Genomic DNA, 18893 nt, shown 5'->3' with positions numbered 1-18893 from the left:
GCGTTCTCCTTTACCACTGCTGGCCGGGGTACGCGCGCTGGAGATACTGCATCTCCGCCAGCATCGGGCCCAGATGTTCGGTATGCAGCCCCCTCTTGCCCCCGGTGCGGTACGCCACCTCTGCGGGCACCTGCAGGCAGGCTTCATTCAGACCGGCATAGACTTCGCTTTCCCACGGCTGGCGCAGGAGGCGCGGGTCAACCGCCACGCCGGAATCAATCAGCGCCAGCTCGACCTCATCGGCTTCAAACAGCTCCGCCGTAAAACGCCACAGGCTGTCGATAGCCTGCTGCATTTTTTGCGCGGACGTTTCGGTCCCGTCGCCCAGACGCACCAGCCAGCCGCGGCTGAAGCGCAGGTGGTAGCGCGCCTCTTTAATCGCTTTGGCGGCTATGGCCGCAAGCTGGCCGTCGCTGCTTTGGGTCAGGCGTTCGTACAACGCCACGTTCCAGGCATCCATCAGGTACTGGCGGGCAATGGTGTCGGCGAAGCTGCCGTTCGGCTGCTCGACCAGCAGCACGTTGCGGAACTGGCGCTCGTCGCGGCCAAACGCCAGCGTGTCTTCATCGCCCTGGCCTTCCCGCTCCGCGGCATAGCTCAGGAAATTGCGCGCCTGGCCCAGCAGGTCGAGACCGATATTGGCGAGCGCGAGGTCAATTTCCAGCTCCGGCGCGTGGCCGCACCAGGCGCCGAGACGCTGGGAGAGCACCAGACCGTTGTCGCCCAGACGCAGGGCATAGGCAGTCACTGAATTCATTCTTTGCCTCACATATGCTCGATGCCGTCAGGGATGGTGTAGAACGTCGGGTGGCGGTAAACCTTGCTTTCCGCCGGGTCGAAGAACTCACCGCTCTCTTCCGGCTGGGAGGCGACAATTTCGCTCGCCTTTACCACCCAGATAGAACACCCTTCGCTGCGGCGGGTGTAGGCGTCGCGCGCATTTTCAAGCGCCATGCGATCGTCGGCGGCATGCAGACTGCCCACGTGACGGTGGGATAACCCTTGTTTGCTGCGTACGAACACTTCGTACAGCGGCCAGTAGACATTGCTCATCGTGATTCCTCTTAAGCCACTTTGCGGGCGTGTTGTTTTTCCGCGTGCGCCAGTGCGGCTTCGCGCACCCACGCCCCCTCTTCCCAGGCTTTTCGTTTCGCGGCCAGGCGCTCGTGATTGCATATGCCGCGCCCGTTAATGACCTCGTCAAACTCCTGCCAGTCGATCTCGCCGAAGCGGTAGTGACCGCTCTCTTCGTCCAAACGCAGGTCGGGATCCGGCACCGTCATGCCCAGCATCTCCACCTGCGGCACCGTGTTGTCGACAAAGCGCTGGCGAAGTTCGTCATTGCCGAAGCGTTTGATTTTCCAGGCCAGGCTGCGGGCGCTGTTCGGCGAGTTGTCGTCGTTCGGCCCGAACATCATCAGCGCGGGCCACCAGAAGCGGTTGATGGCGTCCTGCAGCATCTGGCGCTGGGCCTCGCTGCCCTGCGCCAGCGCCATGCAGGCCTCAAAGCCCTGGCGCTGGTGGAAGCTCTCTTCTTTACAGATTTTCACCATCGCCCGGGCATACGGACCGTAGGAGGTCCGGCACAGCGCCACCTGGTTGACGATAGCGGCGCCGTCCACCAGCCAGCCGATCACGCCGATATCGGCCCAGCTCAGGGTCGGATAGTTGAAGATGGAGGAGTATTTCATCCTGCCGTCGAGCATCTTCTGGTAGATGTCTTCCCGCGCGCAGCCCAGCGTTTCCGCCGCGCTGTAGAGGTAGAGCCCGTGCCCGGCTTCGTCCTGCACTTTCGCCAGCAGGATCGCTTTTCGGCGCAGCGTCGGCGCGCGGGCGATCCAGTTCCCCTCCGGCAGCATGCCGACAATTTCGGAGTGCGCATGCTGACCAATCTGACGGATCAACGTTTTACGGTAGGCGTCAGGCATCCAGTCCTGAGGCTCAATCGCCGTCTCCTGCGCTATGCGCTGCTCAAACCGTTGTTCTTGCGTCACGTCATCACCTTTATGATTCGTTAGTTTGCAAACTAAAGCGTAATGTTGAATCACTTTGTTTTTTAAAAGTTACACAAAGGTTAAATATAACCCCAAGAATTGTTTCCTGGTTTTGTGATGTTGCTCGCAAGGCTTTTGCTACACGCCCTCTGAACAGCCGCTTTGCGCGCTGCAATTCATCAGACCGGATCACAATGTTAACAATTCATTAAAACTCAGCTTGATTTTTATGATTCATGATTAAACTATTAATGAGTAAATTACGTAACATTTGGAGATAAGCGATGCAGCAGTTAGCCAGCTTCGTGTCCGGTACCTGGCAGTCTGGCCGGGGCCGCGAACGCACTATTCATCACGCCATCAGTGGCGAAGCGCTGTGGAGCGTGACCAGCGAAGGGCTGGACATGGCGGCCGCCCGTCGCTATGCGATTGAGCGCGGCGGCGAAGCGCTTCACGAGATGACCTTTATCGAACGTGCGGCCATGCTGAAGGCGGTGGCAAAGCACCTGCTTAGCGAGAAAGAGACGTTTTATGCCCTGTCGGCCCAGACGGGCGCGACGAAGGCGGACAGCTGGGTGGATATTGAAGGCGGCATCGGCACCCTCTTCACTTACGCCAGCCTGGGCAGCCGCGAGCTGCCGGATGACACCCTTTGGCCGGAAGACGAGTTAATCCCGCTGTCGAAAGAAGGCGGCTTTGCTGCGCGCCACGTCCTCACCTCCAAATCCGGGGTGGCGATGCACATCAACGCCTTTAACTTCCCCTGCTGGGGGATGCTGGAAAAGCTGGCGCCGACCTGGCTTGCCGGGATGCCCGCCATCATCAAACCCGCTACCGCGACCGCGCAGGTGACGCAGGCGATGGTGAAATCTATCGTGGAGAGCGGGCTGGTGCCGGACGGCGCCATCAGCCTGATCTGCGGCGGCGCGGGGGATCTGCTCGACCAGCTCGACAGCCAGGACGTCGTGACCTTTACCGGCTCCGCCAGTACAGGGCAAAGCCTGCGCGTGCACCCGAATATCGTGGCGAATTCGATTCCGTTCACCATGGAGGCCGACTCCCTGAACTGCTGCGTGCTGGGGGAAGACGTTACGCCAGACCAGCCGGAGTTTGCGCTGTTCGTCCGGGAAGTGGTCCGCGAGATGACCGCTAAGGCCGGGCAAAAATGTACGGCCATTCGCCGGATTATCGTCCCGCAAAACCAGATTGACGCCGTGAGCCAGGCGCTGATTGCCCGCCTTGAAAAAGTGGTGGTGGGCGACCCGGCGCAGGAAGGGGTGAAGATGGGTGCGCTGGTCAACGCCGAACAGCGCGCGGACGTGCAGGAGAAAGTGGATCAGCTGATCGCTGCAGGCTGCCAGATCCGTCTGGGTGGCAAAGCGGATCTGCAGGCCGCGGGCGCATTCTTCCCGCCGACCCTGCTGTTCTGCCCGCAGCCGGACGAAAGCCCGGCCGTCCACTCTACCGAAGCCTTCGGCCCGGTGGCAACGCTGATGCCGTATCGCAACGCACGCCACGCGATGCAGCTTGCCCGCGCGGGCGGCGGCAGCCTGGCGGGTACGCTGGTCACCGCAGACCTGGGCATTGCCCGCCAGTTTATTGCCGGTGCGGCGCGCGCCCACGGGCGTATTCAAATCCTTAACGAGGAATCATCAAAAGAGTCTACCGGCCACGGCTCACCGCTTCCTCAGCTGGTGCACGGCGGCCCGGGCCGCGCGGGCGGCGGCGAAGAGCTGGGCGGCCTGCGCGCGGTGAAGCACTACCTGCAGCGCACCGCGATTCAGGGCAGCCCGACGATGCTGGCCGCCATTGGCAAACAGTGGGTGCGTGGCGCAACGGTGCAGGAAGATCGCGTGCATCCGTTCCGCAAATACTTTGAGGAGCTGCAGCCGGGCGATAGCCTGCTGACGCCGCGCCGCACCCTCACGGAAGCGGACATTGTGAACTTTGCCTGCCTGAGCGGGGACCACTTCTACGCCCATATGGACAAGATCGGCGCGGCAGAGTCGATCTTCGGCGAGCGCGTGGTGCACGGCTACTTCCTGATCTCCGCCGCCGCGGGACTGTTTGTTGATGCGGGCGTCGGGCCGGTTATTGCCAACTACGGCATGGAAAACCTGCGCTTTATCGAGCCGGTTAAGCCGGGCGATACCATTCAGGTGCGTCTGACCTGCAAACGTAAAACGCTGAAGAAACAGCGTACCGCCGAGGAAAAACCAACCGGCGTGGTGGAATGGGCGGTTGAGATCTTCAACCAGCACCAGCAGGCCGTGGCCCTCTACTCCATTCTGACGCTGGTGGCGCGTCAGCGGGGTGATTTCAGCGAAGTGCCCTGATCCTAATCCTCTCCGCAATGGCTGAGCGCTCTCAAATAATGTGCGAGCAGAAGCAATAACGTTGTTTCAGAACGATTGAAGGCGTTCAGCGATGCTCTGGTCCGGCTGTAAATCGCTGAGGCGTTTGCCTTCCGGCCGGGGCGAGGCGCAGGGATGCGCCGAGAGGGCGGGCTTTACAGGGATGTTACCTCCGCCCGTCCCCGATAAGCCGGAAGGAATACGCCGAAGGGACCGCGAAGCGGCGATTTACCGCCGGGAGCCCGGGTCGCCAGGGTGGTGGCGACTGAGCCACCCTGGCACGTTCACCGGTCATGTCGTTACAGAGTAGCAAGGAACATAAAGTGAACGGAATGACCACCACAGCCGTATGTTCCCCCTCACCCCAGCCCTCTCCCTCAAGGGAGAGGGGGTCGCCTGTGCTGACATCATTTGTGGGGTTCCCTCAGCCACAATGGGGAGAGTAAATGGCCCAGCATGTGATTTATCCCCGCTCTTTTTTTAACCTGGCAAGACTGACAAATAATCTGGCAGATGCAGGCAAACGCTTTTCTCAGGCGCCTGTCAGGATAAGGCTGTCACAACACAATAAACACAACAAGATGAGGTCTACGATGGGAAGCAATTCTTCTTTTTCTGCCCGTAGAACGGCGCTGGCCATGGCCGTTGCGCTGTGTTGCGCCTGGCAATCCCCTGTTTTCGCCCACGGCAGCGAGGCGCATATGGTCCCGATGGACAAAACGCTGCAGGACTTTGGCGCGGACGTTCAGTGGGATGATTACGCACAGATGTTCACCATTGCAAAAGACGGTGCCTTTGTGAAGGTTAAACCGGGCGCAAAAACCGCCATCGTCAACGGTAAAACCCTCAGGCTTGAGGTGCCGGTGGTGATGAAAGGCAAGAAAGCCTTTATTTCCGATACCTTTATCAACGATGTTTTCCAGACGGTCTTGACCAGACCTTCCAGGTAGAAAAACGCCCTCACCCGTTAAACGCGCTAACGGCGGACGAAATTAAGCAGGCCGTTGAGATTGTGAAAGCCTCGGCGGACTTTAAACCTAATACCCGCTTTACCCAGATCGCCCTGGCAGAGCCCGAGAAAGCCAAAGTGTGGGACTTTGTGCTTAACGGTACGGCAGTGGATGCCCCTCGCCAGGCGAAGATCGTCATGCTCGATGGCAAGCACGTTATCGAAAGCGTGGTGGACCTGAAGGATAAAAAAATCCTGCGTTGGGAACCGGTGAAAGACGCGCACGGCATGGTGCTGCTGGATGATTTCACCGCGGTTCAGCAGATCATTAACGAAAGTACCGAGTTCGCCGAGGTGCTTAAAAAACACGGCATCACCGACCCGAAAAAAGTGATTACCACGCCGCTGACCGTCGGCTACTTCGACGGTAAAGACGGCCTGAAGCAGGAAGATCGCCTGCTGAAGGTGGTGAGCTATCTGGACGTGGGCGACGGCAACTACTGGGCGCACCCGATTGAAAACCTGGTGGCCGTGGTCGATCTTGAACAGAAAAAGATCCAGAAGATTGAAGAAGGCGCCGTTGTTCCGGTTCCCATGACCCCGCGTCCCTATGATGGCCGCGACCGCGTTGAGACGCCGAAAAAACCGCTCAACATCACCGAGCCGGAAGGCAAGAACTACACCATCACCGGCGATATGGTGCACTGGCAGAACTGGGATTTCCACCTGAGCCTGGACTCCCGCGTCGGCCCGATGATTTCAACCGTCACGTATAACGACAACGGCAAAAAGCGCCAGATTATGTATCAAGGATCGCTCGGCGGCATGATCGTCCCTTACGGCGATCCGGACGTGGGCTGGTACTTTAAAGCCTATCTCGACTCCGGCGACTACGGCATGGGCACCCTGACCTCACCGCTGGTACGCGGTAAAGACGTGCCGTCCAACGCCGTGATGCTCAATGAAACTATCCCGGATTACACCGGCGCGCCGATGGAGATCCCGCGCGCGATCGCCATTTTCGAACGCTACGCGGGGCCGGAATACAAACATCAGGAGATGGGTCAGCCAAACGTCAGCACCGAGCGCCGCGAGCTGGTGGTGCGCTGGGTGAGTACCGTGGGCAACTACGATTACATCTTCGACTGGGTGTTTCATGAAAATGGCACCATCGGCATTGATGCTGGCGCGACGGGTATCGAAGCGGTGAAAGGCGTTCAGGCGAAAACCATGCACGACGCCACCGCAAAAGACGACACCAAATACGGCACGCTGATCGACCATAACATCGTGGGCACCACCCACCAGCACATCTACAACTTCCGTCTTGATATGGACGTGGACGGCATCAACAACAAGCTGGTGGCGATGGATCCGGAAGTGAAGCCGAATACCGCCGGGGGCCCGCGCACCAGCACCATGCAGATCAATCAGTACGATATTGATACCGAGCAGCAGGCGGCGCAGAAGTTCGACCCGGGCACCATTCGACTGCTGAGCAACACCAGTAAAGAGAACCGCATGGGCAACCCGGTCTCATACCAGATTATCCCTTACGCGGGCGGTACGCACCCGGTGGCGACCGGCGCGAAATTTGCCCCGGACGAGTGGATCTACCATCGACTCAGCTTTATGGACAAACAGCTGTGGGTGACTCGTTACCACCCGGATGAGCTCTACCCTGAAGGGAAATTCCCGAACCGCTCCGTACACGACACGGGCCTCGGACAGTACAGCAAGGATAACGAGTCGCTCAACGATCAGGATGACGTGGTCTGGATGACCACCGGCACCACCCACGTCGCCCGCGCGGAGGAGTGGCCGATTATGCCGACGGAATGGGTACATACCCTGCTTAAACCGTGGAACTTCTTCGACGAGACGCCAACGCTCGGGAAGAAGAAAGACGAACAGAAATAAATAACGTACCGGGCGCAATGCCCGGTTTTTCATCCATTTACTTGCTGAATACCACTCCCCGATTATAGTTATTTCTACCTCATTTATTTCCATTGCATTTCTTGAACCACTTTCAGCCAGGACGCGAATTTTCCACAAGCGACGTAATACATCACTGAGAGGTTTAGGATGAAATTCAATTTGATCGTCAGGAGTCTTGCTCTGGCTGGACTTGTTATTTCCGTCAGTTCCGCGTATGCCGCAGAAGCCCCGAAGGATGCCACGGCAGCAACGCAACAAGCCAATAACGCCCTCTTTAATCAGCTGCCTTTCTCCGACAACACCGATTTTACGAACGCCCACAAAGGCTTTATTGCACCGATTCCTCAGGAAATTATCAAAGGGGAACAAGGGAATATCATCTGGGATCCACAGCAATATTCGTTTATTAAAGAAGGCGATAAAGCACCGGACTCCGTTAATCCCAGCTTATGGCGTCAATCTCAGCTGATTAATATTAGCGGCCTGTTTGAAGTCACCGACGGCGTATATCAGATCCGAAATCTTGACCTGTCAAATATGACCATCATTGAAGGGAAAGAAGGTATTACCGTGGTTGACCCGCTGGTGTCGGCAGAAACGGCGAAGGTCGGGATGGATCTCTATTTTAAAAATCGCGGCAAGAAGCCTGTCGTCGCCATTATTTATACCCACAGCCACGTTGACCACTATGGCGGCGTGCGCGGCGTGGTGGATGAAGCCGACGTGAAGTCCGGTAAAGTGAAGGTCTACGCGCCAGCCGGGTTTATGGAAGCGGCCGTTGCCGAGAATATCATGGCGGGAAACGTGATGAGCCGCCGCGCCAGCTATATGTATGGCAACCTGCTGAAGCCCGATGCCAAAGGTCAGGTGGGCGCCGGTCTTGGAACAACGACCTCCGCCGGGACGGTCACGCTGATTGCCCCGACTAACATCATTGAGAAAGACGGGCAGAAAGAGGTTATCGACGGCCTGACCTATGATTTTATGCTCGCACCGGGATCCGAAGCGCCATCGGAAATGCTCTGGTATATCGAAGAGAAAAAACTGATTGAATCCGCTGAGGACCTGACCCATACCCTGCACAACACCTACTCGCTGCGCGGGGCCAAAATTCGCGAGCCGCTGCCGTGGTCGAAGTACATCAACCAGGCGATTGTGCGCTGGGGTGACAAAGCTGAAATCATCATGGCGCAGCACCACTGGCCGACCTGGGGCAACGAAAACGTCGTCAAGCTGCTGAAAAGCCAGCGCGATCTCTATCGTTACATCAACGACCAGACGCTGCGTATGGCGAACGAAGGGCTGACGCGCGACGAAATCGCCGCTAACTTTAAGCTCCCGGATTCACTGGCGCATACCTGGGCTAACCGCGGATATTACGGTTCGGTGAGCCATGACGTGAAAGCCACCTATGTGCTGTATCTGGGCTGGTTTGACGGCAACCCGGCAACGCTGGATGAACTGCCGCCAGAAGAAGGCGCGAAGAAATTCGTGGAGTATATGGGCGGCGCGGATGCCATCCTGAACAAGGCGAAAACCGACTTCGACCAGGGGAACTACCGCTGGGTGGCGCAGGTGGTGAGCAAAGTTGTCTTTGCCGATCCAAACAACCAGGCGGCACGCAACCTGGAAGCGGATGCGCTGGAACAGCTTGGCTATCAGGCTGAATCCGGGCCGTGGCGTAACTTCTACCTGACCGGCGCGCAGGAGCTGCGTAACGGCGTGGTGAAAGGGCCAACGCCGAACACCGCCAGCCCGGATACGGTGCGCGCGATGACGCCGGAGATGTTCTTTGACTATCTGGCTGTCCATATCAACGGACAAAAAGCGGGTGACGCCAAGTCTGTGTTTAACATCGATCTGGGCAGCGATGGCGGGAAGTACAAACTCGAGCTGGAAAACGGCGTGCTGAACCACACGGCGAACGCAGAAGCAAAAGATGCGGACGCGACGCTGACGCTTAACCGTGACACCCTGAATAAAATCATCCTCAAGGAGGTAACGCTAAAACAGGCTCAGGACAGCGGAAATATTAAAATTACTGGCGACAGCGCGAAACTTGATGCCATGCTTAGCTATATGGACAAGTTTGATTTCTGGTTTAACATTGTGACACCGTAACGGTGCACGCAAAAGGGCGGTTCGTCCGCCCTTTCCTGCTTCACGTGTTAGCCAGACAGGGTAAAAGCGTCAATGGAAAAAAGAAAAAAACCGACACTTGAACGGGCAACCTGGCCAACGCGCCATGCTATGGTCATGCACGGGCTGGCGATGAACCTGCCGTGGCTGGCCTTCGTGAATATCAGCTTCGCGGTGATGATCCTGCTTCGCCACGTCCTGCTTAATACCAGCGATCCCCTTTATCCCCACTCGCCGCAGCTGACGAGAATAGTCGATGCCTCCATGCTCGGCATTATCATCCTCTCCGCTGCGCTGATCCTCATGGCCTGGCGACGCATCGCCGGCATCAGCGTGGTGCTGTTTATCTGCAGCGCCATCTGGTCGGTCTCCTGCTTCTGGTTTATCACCCAGCTGCAGCTCCCGCACGTCTGGCCGCTGTGCGTTATTTTATTACTCGCCGGCTTAACGGCGCTCTATTTTTATCCTGAAGGGCTACTCGCCTTTGTGCTCCCGCTCTGGATCACCCTGCCGGTAGCAAGCTGGATACGGAACGATGGCCTCAACCTTCACTTTTTTGTTATCTGGAGCGTCTTTACGCTGATCCTGATCTGCGGGCGTTTCATCCTGCTAAGCTGGTTTGACGAGGCCTGGCGACGTAACCAGCAAAATCAGCTGCTGATCTCCAGACTGGATGCGCTGGCGCATCAGGATCCGTTAACCAAAACCGCCAATCGCCGGAAAATGGAAGTGGTGCTGGAGAACGCGGTTGAGCAGAAAAAAATCTTCTCGGTGATTATGCTGGATATCGACTATTTCAAACGCTACAACGACACCTACGGGCACCAGGCGGGTGACGACTGCCTGACGCGCGTGGCGCGGGTGCTGAAGCAGTCGGTGCGCACGCCTGACGATGTGGTGTCACGCTACGGCGGTGAAGAGTTTGTGGTGATCCTGTTTAACTGTCCGGAAAACATCGCTGAAAAGGTGGCCTTACGCATTCAGGACGGCCTGCGCGCGGAGTCCATACCGCACAGCGCCTCAACCGTTAGCGACCATGTCACCGCGAGCATGGGGATTGCGAGCATGGCGGAAGGGTTAGCGGGCACAGAGATCATCGCCCGCGCCGATGCGGCGCTGTATCGGGCGAAGGAGGCCGGGCGGGATCGAGTATGCCGCTGAGAACGGCGGCTATTCCGCATGACGCCCGGCGATCCACCTGCGGTACTGGCCGGGCGACATTCCCGTCACGCTAGTGAATGCGCGCCTGAATGCCGTGTCGTCAGCGTAACCGCAAGCGCCAGCAATCTGCGCGATGACGTACCCCGGCTGTTCCAGGAGACGCATCGCCTTTTCAACGCGCATGCGCGTCAAAAAGTTTTTAGGGCTTTCATTCATCTCCTCCGCAATTTTTCGGTGAAGGGTTCGAGTGGTCATATTCAGCGCCCGGGCAAGCTGCTCTACGGTAATCGCCGGATTTTCATATCGGACGAGATGTTCCGCCTTCATTATCATCGGATGTACTGAATTTAAAAAACCTGCTGGCGCGTAAACCTGCTGCGACAACGGCTGGCTGTCAGCCACGGCCATATCGGCCGTCAGACGCGCCAGCGTCTGCCCCGCGTGCAGACGGATGATATGCAGCGCCAGGTCAACCCACGAGAGCGGACCGCCGGATGTGATAACCCGCGCGTCCTGCACCAGCGCTTTCCCCCAGACGGGTTTGCTGAGCGGATAACGCTGGCGGAAAGTATGGTAAAGCCACCATGTCGTCGTGCATGCCCGGCCATTGAGTACACCCGCCTCGGCGAGAACCAGCCCACCGGCACAGGCTCCCGCAAGCATCGCGCCTTTATCATACTGGTCGCGCAGCCATGCGCCAGCCTCGTGGACCGCCGCCAGCGAGACCGGGCGTTTCTGCTCGTCAAGCTTCATCCCGCAGGCAATCACGAGGTCGAAGGTTCCCCCGGTGACAAAGCTCCCATCGGCCTCGATCGGCCGACCCTGCGCGTCCGGGACCGGCTTTCCTTCCGCCGTGATGATGACCGCTTCAAATGGTGATATGCCCTCGCGGTCCGGCTGCTGGGCAATCACCTCGTTAGCGAGCCAGAACATGTCGCAGAGCCCGGCCACGGCGGATTTCATACTTCCGGGTAACGCTAAAATGCCAATTCTCATGATTCAGGCCTGAGCAGAATGTCTGATTTCGTATGTTAACCGTCATTTCAGACACTTCAAACCTCTTTGTGCCTCTCGTTACACTGTGCTTCAACGTCTCTCAGGAAATTACGTCACGCCTATGAAACCGACACGCTTGCCCGTTCTTCTTTCTTTGCTTTGCATGGCTGCATCCCAGCCTGTACAGGCGCGGATTAATAACATCATCCTCGTTCACGGTGCCTTTACCGATGGTTCCGTCTGGCAGGAAGTGATAGACCGTTTGCAGACCCGGGGCTACCACGTCACGGCGGTGCAGAACCCTCTGACCTCGCTGAAAGATGACGTCGCCGCCACGGAGCGTGTCATTGACCGTCAGCAAGGGGACGTGGTCCTTGTCGGTCACTCCTGGGCTGGCGCGGTCATCGCCCAGGCAGGCAATAACCCGAAGGTGAAAAAGCTGGTTTTTCTCTCCGCCCTTGCCCCCGACAGCGGTGAATCGGTCACCTCTCTTCTTACCCGCCTTAACGCCCCGATGGCCGACATGCGCCCGGATAAAAAAGGGCTGATCTGGCTGGACGATCCCGATGCCTATCAGCGCACGATGGCCAATGACCTGCCTCTTAAACGCGTAAAGCTGCTGACGGCAACGCAGCAGCCCATCGCGGCAAACGCCTTTAGCGAGAAGGTCGAACATGCCGCCTGGCGCGAAAAACCCTCATGGTATCTGATAACCGAAGTCGATCGCGCCCTTTCTCCCGGCGTCCAGCAGCAGCTTGCCGGCGCCATGAACGCCACCGTCCTGCGTATTAAGAGCAGCCATATGTCGATGATTTCCCACCCGGACGCCGTCAGCCAGTTTATCGAACAAGCAACCCAGACCGACGCAAAGGAAACAAAAAATGAATATCCTGCATATAGATTCAAGCATTAACGGCGAGTTCTCACTTTCACGTCAGCTGACGGCAGAGGTGGTTCGCCAGCTCGCGTCAGATAAGGTGGTTTATCGCGACGTTGTTAAAACCCCCATCGCCCATCTCACCGGCGCCGTTGCTGCAGGCTTCCGGCCGCCGCGGATAGCCGCGGACGCTACGGCTGAAGACGTCCGCGAACACGAGCTGTCCGGGGAGCTTGTGAACGAATTTCTCAATAGCGACATCATCGTGATAGGCGCCCCTATGTATAACTTCTCCGTCTCAACGCAGCTTAAAGCCTGGTTAGATCGACTGGCTCAGCCGGGAAAAACCTTTAGCTATACCCCGACGGGCCCGGTGGGGCATGCGACCGGCAAAAGGATTATCGTCGTTTCCACCCGCGGCGGGATCTATCACGGTACGCCAATCGAAGACATGGATTTTCAGGAGCGATACCTGCAGAAATTTTTTGGCTTTCTGGGCATCGACAGAGTGGAATTTATTCGTGCGGAAGGGGCGACGCGCGGTGAGGAGATCCGGACTAAAGGCGTTGCGCAGGCGTTTGACGCTATTCCATCGGTCATCGCCGCAGCATTAAAATAGCCGCCGGGTTAAAGCCTGCCGGGTAACCGCAGCGTTACCCGGCAGTGTTTTTTAATACCGCACGCAAACCGACTTGGTTTCACACCAGCCGTCCAGCCAATCCGGGCCAAAGTCACGCCCGGTGCCGGACTGCTTCATGCCGCCGAACGGCAGGTTGGCGTCGATCAGCGTATGGCTGTTCACCCAGACGGTGCCCGCCTGCAGCCTGTCGGTATACTCCAGCGCCTTGCTGATATTCTGCGTCCAGACGCTGGCCGTCAGTCCATATTCGCTGTCGTTTGCCAGCTGGAGCGCCTCTTCCCCGTCGGCGACGCGCACCAGGTTGACCACCGGGCCAAACACCTCTTCTCGGGTCAGGCGCAGCGAGGCATCCGGGTTCACCACCAGCGTCGGCGAAACGTAATAGCCTTTGCCTTCCGGTCCCCGGTTACCGACGATCAGCTCCGCGTTGCGCGACTTCGCTTCATCAAGGAAGGTCTGCACCTTGTCGCAGTGCGCGCGCGACACCAGCGGGTTGATAAACGCTTCCGGCGACATGCCCGGCCCGACGCTCAGGGATTTCACCGCCTGCTCAAACCCGCTGACCAGCGTGTCAAACAGCGGCGCTTCAATATAGATGCGCGAGCTCGCCGCGCACACCTGCCCCTGGTTCAGGAAGCTGCCGGTCATCAGGCCTTCGATTACCCACGCCGGGTCCGCGTCTTTCAGTACGATAGCCGGGTTTTTCCCACCCAGCTCCAGGGTCACCCCGGTTAGCGTGTCCGCCGCCGCGCGGGCGATTTGCTTGCCCGTCGCCGTTGAGCCGGTAAAGCTCACCTTTGCAATATGCGGATGCGAGGTCAGCGCTGCGCCGCACACCGCGCCGCTCCCGGTCACCACGTTGAACACCCCGTCCGGGATGCCCGCTTCGCTTGCCAGCTCCGCCACGCGCAGCATGGTCAGCGGCGTGGTCTCTGACGGCTTGATGACAATAGAGCAGCCCGCGGCCAGCGCAGGCATCACTTTCCACATCCCGATCATCAGCGGGAAGTTCCAGGGCACAATCCCGGCCACCACGCCAACGGGCTCTTTACGCGTCCACGCCTGATAGCGGGCACCCTGCGGCAGCGGGATGGAAAGGTCGAGGGTCTTACCCGAAATTTTGGTGGTCAGCCCGGCGGTATAGCGCATCCAGTTCAGAGTGCAGCTGACTTCAAACATGCGGGAAATGTTGATGGATTTGCCCTGCTCCAGCGTTTCAAGCTGGGCCAGCTCCTCGCTGTGCTGTTCGACCAGATCGGCGAAATGAAGCAGGATCCGCTCGCGCTCCGCCGGCAGTTTTCCGGCCCAGCTTCGGGCGACAAACGCGCGCCAGCCGGACATGACGGCGCGGTCAACGTCATCGACGCTGGCATCGGCAGTCGAGGCAATGACCTCGCCCGTGGCCGGGTTGAAGACGTTCAGCCGTTTTTCACTGTCCGACGCGGCCTGACGCCCTTCAATCCACAGGCCATGCTGTCGGTCTAAAAATTGTTGTACGGCAGGCTGAATGGCCACCTGTGATTCAGACATAGGATACTCCTTCGTTATTCTTCGCAGGGTGTCCATCCAGTCTAAGTGGGGTTTTGCATTCTCGCTTTTGTCTCTGTGACATTCGCTTTGCCACCTGTGACAGGCTCCGCAAATCGCGATAATTGCCGCTTATAACGCTGTTACCGGTGAGTGTTCTTTCCTATAGTCAGCCTCATAGCTCTGACAAAATGCAACACAAATGCAACAATGCGAAAACGTTGACGGTGCAGTGAGAGAAGCGATGGCGTGTGCAAGCGAGCAGGAACAGTATCAGCAGTGGCTGGCGCAAATTAACCAGGTTTGCGGGCGTTTTAACGCGCAGCCCACCGGGGGGAAATTCTTCGGCGAGCTGGAGACCAGCTATGCGCGCAGCCTGAAGCTCAGCACCGTGACCGCAGGCGGCGTTAACCTGTTCCGCTCCCGTCAGGAGATCGCTCAGAGTAATGATGCCTGGTTCTATACCGTGTTCCAGCTCGAAGGCAGCGCGGAAATTGAGCAGGATGACCGTCGCGCGCTGCTCAGAACCGGTGATATTACGCTGATTGACGCGTCGCGTCCCTGCTCGATCAACTGGCGGGAAAAATCCCGTCAGATCTCGCTGCTGGTTCCCCGTCAGATTATTGAGCAGCAGTGTCGTTTCCAGGAGATAAGCTGCGCGACCGCCCTTTCCCGTACCTTGCCCACGGTACAGCTGAGCCATCGCCTGCTGATGGAGAGCATGAGCAATGCCGACCTGAGTGACCGCGAAAGCGAAGCGGCGCTCGAAGCGATGATCTGCCTGCTGCGCCCCGCATTCCAGCAGCGTGAAATCATTCAGCCGCGCAAGGAGCGCCAGTTCCAGCATGTGGTGGCGCTGATTGACGACCATATTCAGTCTGAATCGCTGCGCCCGGAATGGATTGCCGCCGAGAGCGGTATGTCCGTGCGCAGCCTCTACCGCATGTTTGCCGAGAAGGGCCTGGTGGTGGCGCAGTACATCAAAAACCGTCGTCTGGATCTCTGCGCGCAGGCACTGCAATCAACCGGTGATGATGAAAAGCTGGCGGGCATTGGCTACAGCTGGGGGTTCACCGACCATAGCCATTTTTCAACGGCGTTCAAGCAGCGTTTTGGCGTCTCGCCGGGTGAATACCGCAGGCGCTACCGCTAACTACTTTTTGAGCCATTTTCCGTTAATGCCCTTTACGTATTCGCCCGGCTGCGCGCGGGCAACGAGTTTCTGACCGGCCATTTTAGCCACTTCATCGACCGGCAAATTATTGCTGTCAGCCAGCTTCTGATAGTTTTCCGTGCGCGCCGCATTGATACGATTGACCAGCGCCAGCGTTTCCGCGTCCTGTTGAATCGGGGCAAGATAGCCGCTCAGGGTTTCCCCCACGCGCCCCTGCGCCCGGGCATCGTTTAAGGTCAGCGCAGCCGCCTGCACGTTCATCCCCAGCGCCAGTAAAATCAGAGCTAATCGTTTCATGGCATCCTCAGAACAGATCGCTGCGCGATTTCAGCAGGGTTTCAACGTCTTTATCGACCTTAATATGGATTTCATGTTCGATTTTGACATTCATATTGATGGTAATCGGCTCCTTTGGCGCAGCGACTTCAATGCGCGGCGTACAGCCGGTCAGTAGCGCGGCAACGGCAACGGTGAGCACACCAGCCATCTTTTTCATTGTTGTTCCTCACTTTCCTTGCCAGTCAAACTGCGGGGAGCAGGTATCGCCGCATGTTGCTCAAACCAGGTTTGCAGGTTGTCCCCAAAGCGCAGGCTGCGCCAGAGGGTAAAGACATTCTCGTCATGGGTATAGTTCAGGTTGACGGAGCTGCTTTTGCCATCCACCCGGCTGGTCCCCTTGATGGTCGCCTGCATGGTTAATTCACCCAGATTATCTAAATTGATTCTCGTCCACGAACGCGAAATTTCCATATAGCGGAGCCAGTTAATCGCCGCGCCCGCCACCATATTATCTTTCACGATGGCGTCGGCCGTATCTTTGTCGATGCGTAGCGTCATTGGCCCCGGGTTGGTCAGCCAGCCATCTTTAATGATCCATTTTTCATTGTCCAGCCAGAACGGCAGCGCCCCGCTCACCGGCCCTGACATGGCAAACTGCTTCGGATTCACGGCGCTTATCAGCTCGCTGGAGGAGATATTGTCCACGCGCAGCAGGGCCGGATCGTGCTGAGGCATCCGTAGCTGCTGCATGGTGATCTTCCCGCCGAGGGTTTCCACCTTCACGTTGGTGAGCAGCAGCGGGTTGTCCTCAGTCCAGGGATAGTCTCCCTGTAGATCGGCGGTAATGTTGCGTGCGGTCACCAGGTTTTCCACTTCGCCTATGCGCAAGGTGACCGGCCCGCGCGTGCCGAGGGACCAGGTTCCCTCGCTGAAGCGGAACGGCAGCACAAAATCGACGCCGTTAATCTGGTTATCCGGCATCCAGGCGCTGCCGGATTTCAGCACGCCGTGCCCACCGGCCTCAAAGCCCTGATCGGCCGCCGCCGAGAAGGCGACCTGCGCGTAAAGTTCCCCGTCGCGCAGCGTCATTTTCCAGTCCGGCGGGATCAGCGGCTGGAATACGGTGAGCGACTGTTTCGGCCACCAGGCCTGCCCGCGAAGGCGCACGCCGTCCCAGCGACCGTTCACCTGTACAGGGCCGATTTTGTCCGCATGGAGGTCGCCCTTAAACTGAAAAATGGTGGGGTCGGTACCGTCGACGCTGAAGGTCAGGACCGAGGGCGGCAACGCGCTGCCGCCTGAGAAACGGGTTTGCCCGGCGTTGAGCGACAGCGCGCCGCTGAAGGCCGGCTTTTCGGGGTCACGCAGCCAGCGCACCGGTTGATCCAGCACCAGACGCGGCTTGCTGACCTCCATCGTGCCGTACTGGAGCTTGTCAAAACCGGTGGAGAGCGCCGTCAGCTCAATAAGATTGTCGCGCCACTCGCCTTTCCCGGCGACATCCCAGCGGGCATGCATCGGCGTAAAGCCGCCTTTCCCCCAGTAGCGCCACTGCCACAGGCCGTTATCAGGTAAAAAGTCGTTGGCCTGGCCGTCGAGGTGGAGTTCAAAATCGCCCATCTGGTTTTCATGGGCGCGCAGAATCGCCTGTAAACGACCGTCCACGCCCTTCTGCGTCAGCTTCACGCCCGCCAGCGGCCAGCGGATTTCATCGATATCGAGTGAGTCAATGATGCGCCCGCGCGAGAGGAGCAGCGCGCCAGGCTCAAAGGCCAGCTGCGGTTCATACAGGCTGCCGGTCAGCGTGGCGGGCAATTTGGCGTAAAGAATAAGATCGTTTTGCTTCGCCTCGCCGCTCAGATGAAGGGGCATGTCGCTGTTTTCCATACTGAGCCTGCCGGGCCCAATGTTCAGTACCGCGTTGCCTTTCCCCGCATCACCCTGGGTAAGCACATTCAGCCGTCCGGTCAGGATGGTTTTATCCAGCCCCTGCTGCCAGTTGTCCGCGCGAAGGGACACGCGCCCGCTAAGCGGCATACCGGAAAGATCCCAGTTCCAGCGCCCGTCGCTGATGTTCAGCTGCTCCGCGGTGACCTGCCACGGCAGGTCAAGCAGCGGATCGGGATTGTCCTGCGCCATCACCACCAGCTGTCCCTGATTGTCTTCCCAGTCCAGATCGGCATCGACCAGAGACGTTAACTGTGGCACGTTAAAGGTCGCGACCGCGTGGCCTTTCACCGGCACGCCATCCGGCACCAGCGGCAGGGTAAACTCGCCCACCAGCTTAATCGGCTGCGGCTGGTCCGGGAGCTGTACATCGAACTGGCTGACCGAGAGCGTCTGACCGCGAAGCGTGCCTTTAATGCTGACCTGCTCGCCTTTATAGGCGATCTCCTGACTGGACGGCGTCAGCGACGCATGCAGCTCCCCCTGCCACTGCTGCCAGGGCGACAGCGTCAGACGGTGAACCGTGATCCAGGTATTCGGTAATACCGCCTGCCACTGTGCCAGCGTTTTGGGGGCGACCGTTGAAGGCGCAGACTGGGGGATTTTGCTCAGACAAATGGAGTTAAGATCCAGCGCGCCGACATCCAGCTTCCAGCGGCTCGGATGTGACAGCGTCACGTTATCGATGCGGGCAATTTCGCAGTCTTCAACCAGATAGCGAAGATTGGGGATCACCAGCGCGTGGCGAGTCAGTTTCGGACTTTCTTCGAAAGCGATGCGCGTTCCGACGGGCAGCCAGATCCCGGCGAGCGTCGGTACCCACTGGGCGAGCGTCATCAGCAGCGTCAGCGGCAACAATATGAACAGCAGTAAAAGCGCAAGAGCGGCTTTGTATTTACCCTTCATGGGCAGTTA

At 58.3% G+C, this 18893-nt stretch carries 14 protein-coding genes and 1 pseudogene; 7 read left to right on the top strand and 8 right to left on the bottom strand.

Features of this window, described 5'->3' with window-relative positions; translation table 11 throughout:
• Positions 1-10 precede the first annotated feature (10 nt).
• Genes paaC through paaA form a run of 3 tightly spaced genes read right to left on the bottom strand, consistent with a single transcriptional unit; the run spans position 11 to position 1994 of the window.
• Entirely contained in the window at positions 11-757 is a 747-nt protein-coding gene (paaC, locus tag BJ885_RS06365) for a 1,2-phenylacetyl-CoA epoxidase subunit PaaC (protein ID WP_121931418.1), read from the bottom strand.
• A gap of 8 nt (positions 758-765) precedes the next feature.
• Positions 766-1053 carry a 1,2-phenylacetyl-CoA epoxidase subunit PaaB gene (gene paaB, locus BJ885_RS06360; protein WP_003857353.1) on the bottom strand — a complete coding sequence of 96 codons (288 nt, stop codon included), beginning with the start codon at positions 1051-1053 and terminating at the stop codon, positions 766-768.
• An 11-nt stretch (positions 1054-1064) separates the two neighbouring features.
• Complete coding sequence (paaA, locus tag BJ885_RS06355) at positions 1065-1994, bottom strand: 1,2-phenylacetyl-CoA epoxidase subunit PaaA (RefSeq protein ID WP_259467191.1); 930 nt, start codon at positions 1992-1994, stop codon at positions 1065-1067.
• Between the two features lie 284 nt (positions 1995-2278).
• On the opposite strand from paaA, the gene paaZ reads away from it, so the two are divergent.
• The 4 genes and pseudogenes from paaZ (at position 2279) to BJ885_RS06335 (ending at position 10538) form a co-directional block, all read left to right on the top strand.
• Complete coding sequence (paaZ, locus tag BJ885_RS06350) at positions 2279-4330, top strand: phenylacetic acid degradation bifunctional protein PaaZ (protein WP_121931416.1); 2052 nt, start codon at positions 2279-2281, stop codon at positions 4328-4330.
• Positions 4331-4941: 611 nt separating this feature from the next.
• Positions 4942-7217: pseudogene (gene tynA, locus BJ885_RS06345) on the top strand (primary-amine oxidase).
• A gap of 168 nt (positions 7218-7385) precedes the next feature.
• The gene (locus BJ885_RS06340; RefSeq protein WP_121931415.1) at positions 7386-9359 is read left to right on the top strand and encodes an alkyl/aryl-sulfatase; all 1974 of its coding nucleotides are present in this window, start codon (positions 7386-7388) and stop codon (positions 9357-9359) included.
• A 72-nt stretch (positions 9360-9431) separates the two neighbouring features.
• The gene (locus BJ885_RS06335) at positions 9432-10538 is read left to right on the top strand and encodes a GGDEF domain-containing protein (RefSeq protein ID WP_121931414.1); all 1107 of its coding nucleotides are present in this window, start codon (positions 9432-9434) and stop codon (positions 10536-10538) included.
• Positions 10539-10547: 9 nt separating this feature from the next.
• On the opposite strand, the gene BJ885_RS06330 is transcribed toward BJ885_RS06335, so the two are convergent.
• Positions 10548-11534, bottom strand: coding sequence for a GlxA family transcriptional regulator (locus tag BJ885_RS06330; RefSeq protein WP_121931413.1), 987 nt, complete (start codon positions 11532-11534; stop codon positions 10548-10550).
• Between the two features lie 121 nt (positions 11535-11655).
• Here BJ885_RS06330 and BJ885_RS06325 point away from each other — a divergent pair, with 121 nt between their 5' ends.
• Positions 11656-12447, top strand: a complete 792-nt coding sequence (locus tag BJ885_RS06325) for an alpha/beta fold hydrolase (protein ID WP_121931412.1) — start codon at positions 11656-11658, stop codon at positions 12445-12447.
• Positions 12416-13030: an FMN-dependent NADH-azoreductase gene (locus tag BJ885_RS06320; protein WP_121931411.1), complete on the top strand. Its 615-nt coding sequence runs from the start codon at positions 12416-12418 to the stop codon at positions 13028-13030. The genes BJ885_RS06325 and BJ885_RS06320 overlap by 32 nt, the downstream gene beginning before the upstream one ends.
• Before the next feature lie 51 nt (positions 13031-13081).
• On the opposite strand, the gene BJ885_RS06315 is transcribed toward BJ885_RS06320, so the two are convergent.
• Entirely contained in the window at positions 13082-14581 is a 1500-nt protein-coding gene (locus BJ885_RS06315; protein WP_121931410.1) for an aldehyde dehydrogenase family protein, read from the bottom strand.
• 241 nt (positions 14582-14822) lie between these two features.
• Between BJ885_RS06315 and feaR the strand changes: the two genes are divergently transcribed.
• Positions 14823-15731 carry a transcriptional regulator FeaR gene (feaR, locus tag BJ885_RS06310; RefSeq protein ID WP_033145415.1) on the top strand — a complete coding sequence of 303 codons (909 nt, stop codon included), beginning with the start codon at positions 14823-14825 and terminating at the stop codon, positions 15729-15731.
• On the opposite strand, the gene BJ885_RS06305 is transcribed toward feaR, so the two are convergent.
• From BJ885_RS06305 to BJ885_RS06295, 3 genes are read right to left on the bottom strand one after another with little or no spacing between them, the layout of a single operon-like run.
• Positions 15732-16049 (bottom strand): YdbL family protein, encoded by a 318-nt coding sequence (locus tag BJ885_RS06305; RefSeq protein ID WP_028017556.1) that lies wholly within the window; start codon positions 16047-16049, stop codon positions 15732-15734.
• A 7-nt stretch (positions 16050-16056) separates the two neighbouring features.
• Entirely contained in the window at positions 16057-16248 is a 192-nt protein-coding gene (locus BJ885_RS06300; RefSeq protein WP_014169918.1) for a YnbE family lipoprotein, read from the bottom strand.
• The gene (locus BJ885_RS06295; RefSeq protein WP_121931409.1) at positions 16245-18884 is read right to left on the bottom strand and encodes a YdbH family protein; all 2640 of its coding nucleotides are present in this window, start codon (positions 18882-18884) and stop codon (positions 16245-16247) included. The genes BJ885_RS06300 and BJ885_RS06295 overlap by 4 nt, the downstream gene beginning before the upstream one ends.
• Between the last annotated feature and the right edge of the window lie 9 nt (positions 18885-18893).

It is taken from the genome of Enterobacter sp. WP_7_1 (genome assembly GCF_003688535.1).
GTDB classification, from domain to species: Bacteria; Pseudomonadota; Gammaproteobacteria; order Enterobacterales; family Enterobacteriaceae; genus Enterobacter; species Enterobacter asburiae.
The sequence above is the reverse complement of the archived record's forward strand: the minus strand, read 5'-3'. Positions and strand labels throughout refer to the sequence as shown.

Excerpts from the sequence above, each read along its gene's own strand:
- BJ885_RS06335 (WP_121931414.1), top strand. The coding sequence starts at position 9,432 with ATGGAAAAAAGAAAAAAACCGACACTTGAACGGGCAACCTGGCCAACG.
- feaR (WP_033145415.1), top strand. The coding sequence starts at position 14,823 with ATGGCGTGTGCAAGCGAGCAGGAACAGTATCAGCAGTGGCTGGCGCAA.
- paaB (WP_003857353.1), bottom strand. The coding sequence starts at position 1,053 with ATGAGCAATGTCTACTGGCCGCTGTACGAAGTGTTCGTACGCAGCAAA.
- BJ885_RS06320 (WP_121931411.1), top strand. The coding sequence starts at position 12,416 with ATGAATATCCTGCATATAGATTCAAGCATTAACGGCGAGTTCTCACTT.
- BJ885_RS06300 (WP_014169918.1), bottom strand. The coding sequence starts at position 16,248 with ATGAAAAAGATGGCTGGTGTGCTCACCGTTGCCGTTGCCGCGCTACTG.
- BJ885_RS06305 (WP_028017556.1), bottom strand. The coding sequence starts at position 16,049 with ATGAAACGATTAGCTCTGATTTTACTGGCGCTGGGGATGAACGTGCAG.
- BJ885_RS06340 (WP_121931415.1), top strand. The coding sequence starts at position 7,386 with ATGAAATTCAATTTGATCGTCAGGAGTCTTGCTCTGGCTGGACTTGTT.
- paaC (WP_121931418.1), bottom strand. The coding sequence starts at position 757 with ATGAATTCAGTGACTGCCTATGCCCTGCGTCTGGGCGACAACGGTCTG.
- BJ885_RS06315 (WP_121931410.1), bottom strand. The coding sequence starts at position 14,581 with ATGTCTGAATCACAGGTGGCCATTCAGCCTGCCGTACAACAATTTTTA.
- BJ885_RS06295 (WP_121931409.1), bottom strand. The coding sequence starts at position 18,884 with ATGAAGGGTAAATACAAAGCCGCTCTTGCGCTTTTACTGCTGTTCATA.
- BJ885_RS06330 (WP_121931413.1), bottom strand. The coding sequence starts at position 11,534 with ATGAGAATTGGCATTTTAGCGTTACCCGGAAGTATGAAATCCGCCGTG.
- paaZ (WP_121931416.1), top strand. The coding sequence starts at position 2,279 with ATGCAGCAGTTAGCCAGCTTCGTGTCCGGTACCTGGCAGTCTGGCCGG.
- BJ885_RS06325 (WP_121931412.1), top strand. The coding sequence starts at position 11,656 with ATGAAACCGACACGCTTGCCCGTTCTTCTTTCTTTGCTTTGCATGGCT.